We start from the raw sequence: 11535 nt of genomic DNA, 5'->3' as shown, positions 1-11535 counted from the left end.
CGCCCCTTTCAGAAATAGACATCTGCCGCAGGAATGCTCACGCGGCCTTTGGCGGTGTTTAAGACAAGGTTACCGCTTGCGTCTACCGTTTCGAAGGTCCCAACCGTCTCGGACGTTCCGGTACGGGCCGTGATAACCTCGCCCAGCCGGGCAGCACGGGACAGCCACGCAGTGCGAATGGGTTCGAACCCGTAGGTAACAAACTGAGTTTCATATTTGGCATAGGCCGAGGCAAGCTCGGTCAGAAAATCCTCGGGCGTGACGTTTGCACCGGTTTCCGACAACAGCGAGACGGGACGGACCGCGCCCGGTTCTACCACGTCGGCGTCTGGGGCGCTGGCCAAATTCACGCCAATACCGATCGACAGATGCGTTACACCGCGCCCCTGACCGGCGCTTTCCAGCAAAATACCAGCAAGCTTACCACCGTTCAGCAGTACGTCATTGGGCCATTTCAACGACAGCCCCGCCGCACGCCCTGTCACAGAGACGCAAGCGTCAAACAGAGCCAGTGCCGCAACAAAACTGCGCAGTGCCGCCTGTTCTGGTGCACCTTCGGGGCGCATCAAAAGTGTCGCGGCAAGGTTGCCCATGGGGTTGGCCCATGGCCGTCCGCGTCGCCCACGCGCAGCCGTCTGATGATGCGCCATGATCCAGACAGGACCACGGGCATTGGGGGCAATCCGCGCCGCTTCGTTGAGTGTGCTATCGACTTCCTGCACCTCGTGCAGGCCATAGCCTTGTGGCCACTTGGTCATATCAAAAAGGCCCGGTCACGCGACCGAGCCCCTCTCTCAGATTGTGCAAAACGTTCAGTTGACAAGAGTCGCCGCCGCGGCAGCGGCCGCGCCCTCGATCCCGAACTGATAGAAGACCCCGATCAGCATCAGCGCCGCGGACCCCATCAGGGCGACCCATAGAACGGGTGTCGACCGCGTTTCGATCGGGTCCTCGTTCTCGGCCCCGAAATACATGTAGAACACGATCCGCAGGTAATAGAAGGCGCCAATTACCGATGCGATGGCTGAGACCACAACAAGGCCTGTCAAATCGGCACTTACACCAGCCCGCCAAACACCAAACTTCGCAAAGAAACCCAGCATCGGTGGGACACCGGCAAGCGAGAACATCAGGATCAGAACAGCAAGGGCCTTGCCCGGATCACGTTTGGAATACTGGCGCAGCGCATCAATGTCAGTGACGGGTTTGCCGTCGCGTTCCATCATCAGGATAAACGCAAACGTGCCAATGTTCATGGTCACGTAAATCGCCAGATACATCAGCATCGCCTGAATACCCAACTCGGTGCCAGCCGCCAAACCGATCAGCGCATAGCCCATATGGGCAATCGACGAGAACGCCATCAGTCGCTTGATGTCGCGCTGACCAATTGCGGCAACCGCCCCCAGCAGCATTGACAGCACCGACAGCAGAACAATCACTTGCTGCCAGTCTTTGACCACGCCTCCGAAAGCGTCATGCAGAAGACGTGCAAACAAGGCCATTGCCGCGACTTTCGGCGCGGTGGCAAAGAAGGCCGTAATTGGCGTCGGCGACCCTTCATAGACATCCGGTGTCCACATATGGAACGGAACCGCCGAGACCTTGAATGCCAGACCCGAGATCAGGAAGATCAGGCCAAACAACAGACCAACCGAGACGTCCCCATGATGGACCGTCTGAATAATGCCCGAGAACAGTGTCGTGCCGGTGAACCCATAGACCAGCGACGCACCATACAGCAGCAGACCTGAACTGAGAGCGCCCAGAACAAAGTATTTCAGCCCTGCTTCGGTTGATTTCGCACTGTCACGACGCAGCGCGGCAACAACATACAGCGCAAGGGATTGCAGCTCGAGCCCCATGTAAAGAGACATCAGATCGCCCGCGCTGACCATCATCATCATACCAACGGCAGCAAGCGCCACCAGCAGCGGATATTCAAAGCGCAGCAGACCCCGGCGTGCCATGTATTCCTGGCTCATCACCAGAACGGCACCTGCCGACAAAAGGATGGCAACTTTGGCAAAACGCGCGAACCCGTCATCTACGAACATGCCGTTGAAGGCCACGTTGGTGCCACTGCCCTGGGTGGCGATCCAGATCGCCAGGAACGCCATCAGGCCCGCCGTGGTCCAGACCAGAACCGAAGCCAGCCCGTCTCTCGAGGTGTAGACAGCCCCCAACAGAGCCACCATCGCATAGATCGCCAGAACGATTTCCGGCAGGATAATTGTCAGATCAGCCTGGATCATGTCTCCAAAGCTCCCTTAATGCGAAGCGGCAGTCTGGGTCGCAGCCTCAGCCGCGGCCAGAGCCGTGTCATAGTTCGAAATGAGTGCCGTCGTCGATTGCCCGATCACATCGGTCACCAGCGACGGGTAGACCCCCAACAGGATCGTCATCACGATCAGCGGGGCAAAAATCAGCCGCTCGCGAGAGCTCATGTCGGTCATCGCCTTCAGGCTTTCCTTGATCAGGTCCCCAAAGACAACGCGGCGGTAGAGCCACAACGCGTAGGCTGCCGAGAAGATCACACCGGTCGCCGCAACTGCAGTCACCCAGGTGTTAACCTGGAATGTACCCATGAGTGTCAGGAACTCACCAATAAACCCGCTGGTGCCCGGCAGTCCGACATTGGCCATGGTGAACAGCATGAAGACCAGCGCATAGGCGGGCATCCGAATGACCAGACCGCCATAAGCCTCGATATCGCGGGTGTGCATCCGGTCATAGATCACGCCGACACAGAGGAAGAGCGCAGCAGAGATGAACCCGTGGCTCAGCATCTGGAAAATTGCGCCGTCAATGCCTTGCTGGTTCGCAGCAAAGATGCCCATCGTGACAAAGCCCATATGCGCCACCGAGGAATACGCGATCAGCTTTTTCATGTCCTCCTGCACCAGTGCCACCAGCGAGGTGTAGACAACCGCTATGGCTGACATCCAAAGCACAAGATCAGTCATCACCGCCGTGCCAACCGGGAACATCGGCAGGCTGAACCGCAGGAAGCCGTAGCCGCCCATCTTCAACAGGATCGCCGCCAGCACGACCGAGCCCGCCGTCGGCGCTTGAACGTGCGCATCGGGCAACCAGGTGTGCACCGGCCACATCGGCATTTTCACCGCAAAAGATGCGAAGAAGGCCAGGAACATCAGCGTCTGCATACCGCCGGTGATATAGATGCCCAACACGCTGAAACTCTCGGATGCGAACTGATGGGCCATCAGCGCTTCAATATCCGTAGTGCCTGCGTCAGCATACATTGCAACCATGGCTACCAGCATCAGCACCGAGCCGAGGAAGGTGTAAAGGAAGAACTTGAAGCTGGCATAGATACGGTCCTTGCCGCCCCAGATCCCGATGATCAGGAACATCGGGATCAGACCCGCCTCAAAGAACAGGTAGAACAGCACCAGGTCCAGCGCCATGAACACGCCCAGCATCAGCGTTTCCAGCAGCAAGAAGGCAATCATGTATTCCTTGACGCGGTCTGTCACATTCCAGCTGGCCAGAATAGTCAGCGGCATGATGAAGGTGGTCAGCAACACGAACAGAACGCTGATGCCATCCACACCCATCTTGTATCTCAGACCCATCAGCCATGCGCCCTCTTCCACCATCTGGAAGCCGGTGTTCGAAGGATCAAAGCCTGTGTAGATGCCAATAGACACCAGAAACGTCACAGTTGTCGCCAGCAATGCAATCCACTTGGCGTTGCGCTGCGCTGCGACGTCGCTCCCGTGCAGGAACAGCGCCAGAATGCCTGCTGCGATGGCGGGGATAAAGGTGACAATAGATAGGATATTGTCCATTAGTGTGCGCCTCCGCCGATCGACATCCAGGTGACAAGGGCCGCAATGCCCAATACCATCCAGAAGGCGTAAGTAAAGATGTACCCGGTCTGCGCCTTGCCTGCGAGGCGGGTGAAGAAGGGAACAACGCCCATTGCAACCCCATTCAGGAAGCCGTCGATTGTATTGCCGTCACCGCGTTTCCACAGGAACCGGCCAAGGGCGACAGTGGGTTTGACAAAGATCGCGTCGTAGATTTCGTCGAAATACCATTTGTTCAGCAGGAACAGGTACAGCGGGCGCTGATTTGCGGCCAGACGCGCGGGTAGCGACGTGTTCACGATGTAGAACCAATAGGCCACGATAAAGCCAAGCACCATCGCAACAAATGGCGAAACCTTGACCCATTTCGGAGCCGCATGCGCATCGTCCAGAATGTGGTTGTCCGGCGCCATGTAAAGCGCACCTTCACCCGGCTCACCCGCAAACATATAATGGTGGTCCCCGCCCACTGCGGCATTCTCACCACTCGCGGCCTCGTCAGCATGGCTGTCAGCCGCATGGCTTTCATCGGCATGGCTGTCTTGGCCGTGCGACGCATCCGCTGCCGCGTGATCACCGGCCTCGGCATGCTCTGAAGCTTCTGCAACCGGAATACCGTAGAATTTGCCGACCTTGTCGGCATGGCCAAAGAAGTTTCCGTACCAGATCATGCCCGCGAATACCGCACCCAGCGACAAAACTCCCAGCGGCACCAGCATGACCATCGGGCTTTCATGTGCGTGATCATGCGTATGCTTGTCCCCACGCGGCTCTCCATAGAAGGTCAGGAAGATCAGACGCCAGCTGTAGAACGAGGTGAACGCCGCAGCGACAACCAGCAACCAGAAGCCATAGCTTGACCCGCCCGCATAGGCGCTTTCGATAATTGCGTCCTTTGACAGGAAACCGGCAAACCCAAAGGTGGTCAGCGGGATGCCAACACCGGTAATCGCCAGGGTACCGATCATCATCGCCCAGAAGGTATAGGGGATCTTTTTGCGCAGACCGCCATATTCGGTCATCTCCTGTTCGTGATGCATCGCGTGGATCACGGAACCGGCCCCAAGGAACAACAGCGCCTTGAAGAAGGCATGCGTGAACAAGTGGAACATCGCTGCCGAATACATGCCGACGCCCGCCGCCACAAACATGTAACCCAACTGGGAACAGGTCGAATACGCGATGACACGTTTGATATCGGTCTGAACCAGACCAACAGTGGCCGCAAAGAACGCAGTCGAGGCCCCAAGAACAGTGATGAACCCTGTCGCGCCCGGTGCGAACTCCATCAGCGGGGACATGCGGCAGACCAAAAAGACGCCTGCGGTCACCATGGTCGCAGCGTGGATCAGCGCTGACACAGGCGTCGGGCCTTCCATCGCGTCCGGCAACCATGTGTGCAGGATCAACTGCGCCGATTTACCCATCGCGCCGATGAAGAGCAGAACGCAGATCACTTCGATCGCGGTCCATTCCCCCCACAGGAAATGCAGCTTTTCTTCGGCCAAGGCAGGGGCAGAGGCAAAGATATCCGAGAAGTTGATACTGTCGGTCAGGAAGAACAGCGCGAAGATGCCCAGAGCAAAACCAAAGTCGCCGACCCGGTTGACTACAAAGGCCTTGATCGCCGCCGCGTTGGCCGAAGGCTTGCGATAATAGAACCCGATCAGCAGGTATGAAGCGACGCCGACGCCCTCCCAGCCAAAGAACATCTGCACCAGATTATCCGCCGTCACCAGCATCAGCATGGCAAAGGTGAAGAAGGACAGATAGGCAAAGAAGCGCGGTTTATAGCTTTCGCCTTCGCGCCATTGCGGATCGTGATCCATGTAGCCGAAGCTGTACAGGTGCACGAGCGCCGAGACCGTCGTCACCACGATCAGCATGATTGCCGTCAGTCGGTCCAGACGGATGGCCCAGCTTGTCGAAAGCGAACCGCTTTCGATCCAGCGCATGATCTCGATCTGCTGCGTGTGGCCGTCGAAGGTGAAGAACACGATCCAGGACAGCAGACAAGCCAGAAACAGCAGGCCCGTGGCCGTCCACATGGCGGCCTTCTCGCCAATGAATCTCCAGCCAAACCCGCAGAGCAGCGCGCCCACCAGCGGGGCAAAGAGGATGGTGGTTTCCATGTTCTCTTACCCCTTCATCATATTGACGTCTTCAACCGCGATGGTGCCGCGGTTGCGGAAGAAGCAGACCAGAATGGCCAGACCAATCGCCGCCTCGGCCGCCGCAACGGTCAGCACGAACAGCGTGAACACCTGCCCGACCAGATCGCCAAGGAAGCTGGAAAACGCCACGAGGTTGATATTCACCGCCAGCAGCATCAGCTCGATGCTCATCAGCAGGATGATGACGTTCTTGCGGTTCAGGAAGAGACCGAAGATGCCGATGACGAACAGCGTCGCCGCGACCGTAAGATAGTGTTCAAGTCCGATCATCGTCTTAGAGTCCCTCGAATTTCTCTTTCCCGTTGCGAAGCTCGGGAAACGCCATTGCACAGGCGCAGTTTTCTTTCGATTCAATGTAGTCGTCGATCTGGAATGCCTTTCGCTCAAAGGCTTTTGTTGCCGAAGTCCACGAATAACTTGTTTCAGCAGATGCTAGTACTTGGACAACTTCATTTGCTTCATCGACGCGATCCAAATGAGTACCGTCGAAGTCCCGTTCAAGTTTCGCTACGACGCGCATCGTTTGACCGCTTTCACAAGCCGCAAACAAAACAAACTCAGTATGTGTGCATCCCAATTCGTCGGTGCAGATAGAGCCAATCTCAGAGTAAGAGACAACGCCGTTGCCAACGATTCTGTGGTTCGTCTCGAACACGTGATGCGACATAATCGGAAGAGCTTCGCAAGCTTCGATACCCGCTGCGAAAACAGTCGCGGGGAAAAAAGCGAAACTTAGCCCAGGTATCACGGCTTTGAACCTCACAACCCCTGCCCCGGTTTCACGTCCTTCAATTCCATCGCCTTGGCCGGGTCGCGCATCATCTGGCCGATGATGTCCTGACGCTTGATGTCCTTGCGGTGGCGCAGCGTCAGAACGATGGCTCCGATCATGGCCACCAGCAGGATCAGGCCCGCCAGTTGGAACAGAAGGAAATATTGATCGTAAAGGATGAGGCCAAGCGCCTCGGTGTTGTGGCGGTCTGTCGGGACCGGCTGGGCCAGATTGGCCGCCGCACCCTGTGCGCTGTCCCATGCCCCGAAGGCCATGACAAACTGCATCAGGATGATCAGACCAATCAACAGGGCCAGCGGCATATAGCGCGCCATTTCGGCCTTGAGCTCTGCAAAGTCCACGTCCAGCATCATCACCACGAAGAGGAACAGAACCGCGACCGCGCCGACATAGACGATGACCAGCAGCATCGCCACGAACTCGGCCCCCAGCAGCACGAACAGCCCTGCCGAGGACAGAAACGCCAGGATCAGCCACAGGACCGAGTGCACCGGTTGGCGGCTGATCACCGTAAACAGCCCGCCGGTGATGGCGCTGATGGCAAACAGGTAGAAGGCAAAGACGGTCATTGATCCTCATCCTCGTTGTCGCCCATGACCTCTTGCGCCAGATCCAGCGCGCGGGTCATGGCCGGGATGCCGGCAAAGACCGACATCTGACCGATCGTTTCCACGATCTCTTGTTTCTTTGCGCCCGCCTCAAGCGCATGACGCACGGTCTGGCGAACGGCCGAATCCGCCTGCGCACCCTGGCAGGTCAGCCCGGCCAGCGTCAGCAGCAGGCGTGTTTTGGCATCCAGCCCGTCCTTGTTGACGGTGTTGCCGAACATCATCTCCATGACCTCTTTGGGCATGGTTGGCCACAGCGCCTCGAACCCTTTGGGCGAGAAGCTTTCCATCGCCGGGTTCATCGCCTTGGCCATGTCCTGAGCCTGCTTCATCATCAGCTCGAACGGATTTGTCGGGCTGTCAGTCATCGGTACGGTGCGTCCAGTTCCAGATTGCGCGCGATCTCGGCTTCCCAGCGTTCGCCATTCGACAGGAGTTTTTCCTTGTCGTAGAACAGCTCTTCCCGGGTTTCCGTGGCGAACTCAAAGTTCGGGCCTTCGACGATGGCATCAACCGGGCAGGCCTCTTGGCAGAAGCCGCAATAGATGCACTTGGTCATGTCGATGTCATAGCGCGTGGTGCGGCGGCTGCCGTCTTCTCGCGGTTCGGCGTCGATGGTAATGGCCTGCGCCGGGCAGACCGCCTCGCACAGTTTACAGGCGATGCAGCGCTCTTCGCCATTCGGATAGCGGCGAAGTGCGTGTTCACCGCGGAAACGCGGGGACAGAGGGCCCTTTTCGTGCGGGTAGTTCACGGTGGCTTTGGGAGCGAAGAAATACTTCAGACCCAGTTTCATTCCGACCCAGAAATCCTGCAGTAGGAAGTATTTGGCAGCGCGGGTGTAATTGATGTTTGCCATATCAGCCTCCTACGCTCCAACGGGCAAATGCGCCCCAGAACCAGTCGAATTTCGCCGCAAAGGCCACGAACACCACCCAGACCAGCGAGAATGGCAGGAACACTTTCCAGCCCAGCCGCATCAGCTGGTCATAGCGGTAGCGGGGCGTGATGGCCTTGACCATCGCGAAGATGAAGAAGAAGAACGCCATCTTGGCGACCATCCACAAAACACCATCGGGCAGGCCCGGGATCGGCGACAGCCAGCCGCCGAAGAACAGCAGCGAGGTCAGCGCGCACATCAGGAAAATTGCAATGTATTCACCCGCCATGAACAGCAGGAAGGGCGTGGCCGAGTATTCGACCTGATAACCCGCCACAAGTTCCGATTCCGCTTCGGGCAAGTCAAACGGTGGCCGGTTTGTCTCAGCCAGCGCCGAGATGAAGAACAGAAAGACCATCGGGAAGTGCGGCAGCCAGTACCAGCTGAAGAACCCGAACGACCCATCCTGCGCCCGCACAATGTCACCAAAGTTCATCGACCCGGTCGAGATGATCACACCGATGATGATCAGGCCGATGGAGACCTCGTATGAAATCATCTGCGCGGCAGAGCGCAACGAGCCGAGGAACGGGTACTTTGAGTTCGACGCCCAACCGCCCATGATCACGCCATAAACCTCAAGCGAGGATACGGCGAAGACATAGAGGATTGCGACGTTGATATCCGACAGGACCCAGCCATCGTTGAATGGGATCACCGCCCAGGCGATCATCGCCAGCACGAAAGAGGTGAGCGGCGCGAGTATGAAAACCGTGCGGTCGGCTCCTGCGGGGATAACGACCTCTTTGACGACGTATTTCAACGCATCCGCCACCGATTGCAGCAGACCGTAGACGCCGACCACGTTAGGGCCGCGGCGCATCTGGACAGCGGCCCAGATTTTGCGGTCGCCATAAACAAGGAACAACAGCGAGATCATCACAAAGGCAACAACAGCAAGCACTTGCGCCAGAATGATGATGGCTATTCCGCCGGGGGTGTTAAAGAATTCAGCCATTGGTCCTCACACCGTGGGTATTCCGTTTTTCGCGCGCGATGCAAAGGCCAGATGCCTGCGCAAACTGCGGCTGGGTCGGCGCGTTGGTGTAAACAGCATCTGCCGCCATAGCGCCACCCTTTTTCTTTCGTTTCCCGCACATTTCCGGCGCAGTCAGGTGCGACCCAACCGCAGCACTGGCTTGCGATATGAAACTGCTATGGTTCATTCCGCCGCAATCTTCTCGGCTTTGCGGACCTGCGCCTGCGCCGACAACTCGGCCATCAGTTGCGAGGCCCGTGCGATCGGGTTGGTCAGATAGAAATCCTTGATCGCGTTGCGGAAGGTCGCTTGGCCCAAAGATCCGGCCTCAAGCGCTTGAACCTCGTTCTCGATCACCTCGTCGATGCGGGCCAGATGGGGGACCGCCTCGATCAAGGCTGTGCGCAACTGCGCCAGCGAGTCATAGGGGAGCGTCGCCCCCAGTTCAGCCGACAGCGCACGAAGGATGGCCCAGTTTTCCTTGGCCTCACCCGGCGCAAACCCGGCGCGCATCGCCAGTTGCGGACGGCCTTCCGTATTCACGAACAGACCGTTTTCCTCAGTATAGGCCGCACCCGGCAGGATCACATCTGCGCGGTGTGCGCCCCGATCTCCGTGGCTGCCCTGGTAGATCACAAACGCGCCTTCGCCGATTTCGACCTCATCCGCACCAAGGTTATAGATCACATCCGCAGCATTGATCGCTTCCATGCCGCCTGCGTTTGTGGCGTCCACATCCATCGCGCCCACGCGCGACGCCGCAGTGTGCAGAATGATCAGGCCGCTTTCCGTATTTGCGGCAATTGTTTGCGCGGCAGCCAGAACAGCGGCTCCATCCGCCTCCTGCAGCGCTCCCTGCCCGATGATGACCAGCGAGCGTTTGCCCCTGATTTCATCGTCGCCCCCCATGTCGACAACCTTTTGCAGCGCCGCGCGGTCATCGCCCACATGATGGTACGCATAAGTCAGATCGACCGCTGGACCTACCAAAGCGACTTCGGCCCCGTGCGCCCACGCCTTGCGGATACGCGCGTTCAAAACCGGTGCTTCATCGCGCGGGTTGGTGCCAATCAGAAGAATACGCTCGGCCGTATCGATGTCTTCAATCGCGGCGGTCCCGGCATATGCGCCACGGTTCCCGACCGGAAGCTTGGCTCCATCGGTGCGGCATTCGACAACACCGCCCTGTCCTTCGATCATCTGTTTCAATGCGAACGCAGCCTCGACCGGTGCCAGATCACCGACGATACCGGCTGGCTTCTCAGCGCTTTTCAGCGCCTCTGCGGCCTTGGTCAGTGCTTCGGACCATGAGGCCGGGCGCAGCTTGCCGTTTTCACGGATGTAAGGCTTGTCCAGACGCTGACGCCGCAACCCGTCCCAGACAAAGCGGGTTTTGTCGCTGATCCACTCCTCGTTCACTCCGTCATGATTGCGAGGAAGGAATCGCATCACCTCGCGCCCTTTGGTATCGACACGAATGTTCGATCCCAGCGCGTCCATGACGTCGATGCTTTCGGTCTTGGTCAATTCCCACGGGCGGGCGGTAAACGCATAAGGTTTCGAGGTCAGTGCCCCAACCGGGCACAGGTCGATAATGTTGCCCTGCAGGTTCGAATCCAGCGTCTGATTCAGATACGAGGTAATCTCGGCATCCTCACCGCGCCCTGTCTGACCCATCTGAGTGATCCCGGCGACTTCGGTGGTGAAGCGCACGCAGCGGGTGCAACTGATACAGCGGGTCATTGCGGTGCCCACAAGCGGTCCCAGATCCAGATCATCAACCGCGCGTTTGGCTTCCTTGAACCGCGAACCGGACAGGCCATAAGCCATCGCCTGGTCCTGAAGATCGCACTCTCCGCCCTGATCACAGATCGGGCAATCCAATGGATGGTTGATCAGCAGGAACTCCATCACCCCTTCGCGGGCCTTCTTGACCATGGGAGAGTTCGTCTTGACTACCGGCGGCTGCCCTTCCGGCCCCGGGCGCAGATCGCGCACCTGCATCGCGCACGAGGCAGCCGGTTTCGGCGGACCGCCCACTACCTCAATCAGACACATCCGGCAGTTTCCCGCAATCGACAGACGCTCGTGATAGCAGAAACGCGGTACCTCGACCCCGGCTTGTTCACAAGCCTGTATCAAGGTCATCGCACCATCGACTTCGATTTCCTGCCCGTCGATATTGATCTTGCGGAGGTCAGACAT

General features: G+C 58.2%; 11 protein-coding genes. All 11 read right to left on the bottom strand.

Annotation, left to right across the window (positions count from 1 at the left end; genetic code table 11):
- Nucleotides 1-8 precede the first annotated feature (8 nt).
- Nucleotides 9-758, bottom strand: coding sequence for a biotin--[acetyl-CoA-carboxylase] ligase (locus tag ACR0M9_RS07575; RefSeq protein WP_480773245.1), 750 nt, complete (start codon nucleotides 756-758; stop codon nucleotides 9-11).
- A 54-nt stretch (nucleotides 759-812) separates the two neighbouring features.
- The gene (gene nuoN, locus ACR0M9_RS07570) at nucleotides 813-2255 is read right to left on the bottom strand and encodes an NADH-quinone oxidoreductase subunit NuoN (protein WP_480773244.1); all 1443 of its coding nucleotides are present in this window, start codon (nucleotides 2253-2255) and stop codon (nucleotides 813-815) included.
- Nucleotides 2256-2270: 15 nt separating this feature from the next.
- Entirely contained in the window at nucleotides 2271-3815 is a 1545-nt protein-coding gene (locus ACR0M9_RS07565; RefSeq protein WP_480773243.1) for an NADH-quinone oxidoreductase subunit M, read from the bottom strand.
- Nucleotides 3815-5968 (bottom strand): NADH-quinone oxidoreductase subunit L, encoded by a 2154-nt coding sequence (nuoL, locus tag ACR0M9_RS07560; RefSeq protein WP_480773242.1) that lies wholly within the window; start codon nucleotides 5966-5968, stop codon nucleotides 3815-3817. The genes ACR0M9_RS07565 and nuoL overlap by 1 nt, the downstream gene beginning before the upstream one ends.
- A gap of 6 nt (nucleotides 5969-5974) precedes the next feature.
- The gene (gene nuoK / locus ACR0M9_RS07555) at nucleotides 5975-6280 is read right to left on the bottom strand and encodes an NADH-quinone oxidoreductase subunit NuoK (RefSeq protein ID WP_005984024.1); all 306 of its coding nucleotides are present in this window, start codon (nucleotides 6278-6280) and stop codon (nucleotides 5975-5977) included.
- Nucleotides 6281-6284: 4 nt separating this feature from the next.
- Complete coding sequence (locus ACR0M9_RS07550) at nucleotides 6285-6773, bottom strand: hypothetical protein (RefSeq protein ID WP_480683968.1); 489 nt, start codon at nucleotides 6771-6773, stop codon at nucleotides 6285-6287.
- Entirely contained in the window at nucleotides 6770-7372 is a 603-nt protein-coding gene (locus ACR0M9_RS07545) for an NADH-quinone oxidoreductase subunit J (RefSeq protein ID WP_480516396.1), read from the bottom strand. Before ACR0M9_RS07545 ends, ACR0M9_RS07550 begins: the two co-directional genes overlap by 4 nt.
- Nucleotides 7369-7779: a carboxymuconolactone decarboxylase family protein gene (locus ACR0M9_RS07540; RefSeq protein WP_152458579.1), complete on the bottom strand. Its 411-nt coding sequence runs from the start codon at nucleotides 7777-7779 to the stop codon at nucleotides 7369-7371. The genes ACR0M9_RS07545 and ACR0M9_RS07540 overlap by 4 nt, the downstream gene beginning before the upstream one ends.
- Nucleotides 7776-8270 (bottom strand): NADH-quinone oxidoreductase subunit NuoI, encoded by a 495-nt coding sequence (nuoI, locus tag ACR0M9_RS07535; protein WP_480481782.1) that lies wholly within the window; start codon nucleotides 8268-8270, stop codon nucleotides 7776-7778. The genes ACR0M9_RS07540 and nuoI overlap by 4 nt, the downstream gene beginning before the upstream one ends.
- A gap of 1 nt (nucleotide 8271) precedes the next feature.
- The gene (nuoH, locus tag ACR0M9_RS07530) at nucleotides 8272-9309 is read right to left on the bottom strand and encodes an NADH-quinone oxidoreductase subunit NuoH (protein ID WP_117868407.1); all 1038 of its coding nucleotides are present in this window, start codon (nucleotides 9307-9309) and stop codon (nucleotides 8272-8274) included.
- A gap of 204 nt (nucleotides 9310-9513) precedes the next feature.
- A complete protein-coding gene (nuoG, locus tag ACR0M9_RS07525; protein WP_480773241.1) occupies nucleotides 9514-11535 on the bottom strand; it encodes an NADH-quinone oxidoreductase subunit NuoG in 2022 nt (673 codons plus the stop codon).

The organism is Ruegeria sp. CH2 (assembly GCF_056537065.1).
Note: the sequence above shows the minus strand (reverse complement) of the source record. Positions and strands in the feature narration are given on the sequence as shown.

Bases quoted from the DNA above. Each gene is read 5' to 3' on its own strand.
- nuoG (WP_480773241.1), bottom strand. From the start codon at position 11,535: ATGTCTGACCTCCGCAAGATCAATATCGACGGGCAGGAAATCGAAGTC.
- ACR0M9_RS07540 (WP_152458579.1), bottom strand. From the start codon at position 7,779: ATGACTGACAGCCCGACAAATCCGTTCGAGCTGATGATGAAGCAGGCT.
- nuoI (WP_480481782.1), bottom strand. From the start codon at position 8,270: ATGGCAAACATCAATTACACCCGCGCTGCCAAATACTTCCTACTGCAG.
- ACR0M9_RS07575 (WP_480773245.1), bottom strand. From the start codon at position 758: ATGACCAAGTGGCCACAAGGCTATGGCCTGCACGAGGTGCAGGAAGTC.
- nuoL (WP_480773242.1), bottom strand. From the start codon at position 5,968: ATGGAAACCACCATCCTCTTTGCCCCGCTGGTGGGCGCGCTGCTCTGC.
- nuoK (WP_005984024.1), bottom strand. From the start codon at position 6,280: ATGATCGGACTTGAACACTATCTTACGGTCGCGGCGACGCTGTTCGTC.
- ACR0M9_RS07565 (WP_480773243.1), bottom strand. From the start codon at position 3,815: ATGGACAATATCCTATCTATTGTCACCTTTATCCCCGCCATCGCAGCA.
- ACR0M9_RS07545 (WP_480516396.1), bottom strand. From the start codon at position 7,372: ATGACCGTCTTTGCCTTCTACCTGTTTGCCATCAGCGCCATCACCGGC.
- nuoH (WP_117868407.1), bottom strand. From the start codon at position 9,309: ATGGCTGAATTCTTTAACACCCCCGGCGGAATAGCCATCATCATTCTG.
- nuoN (WP_480773244.1), bottom strand. From the start codon at position 2,255: ATGATCCAGGCTGATCTGACAATTATCCTGCCGGAAATCGTTCTGGCG.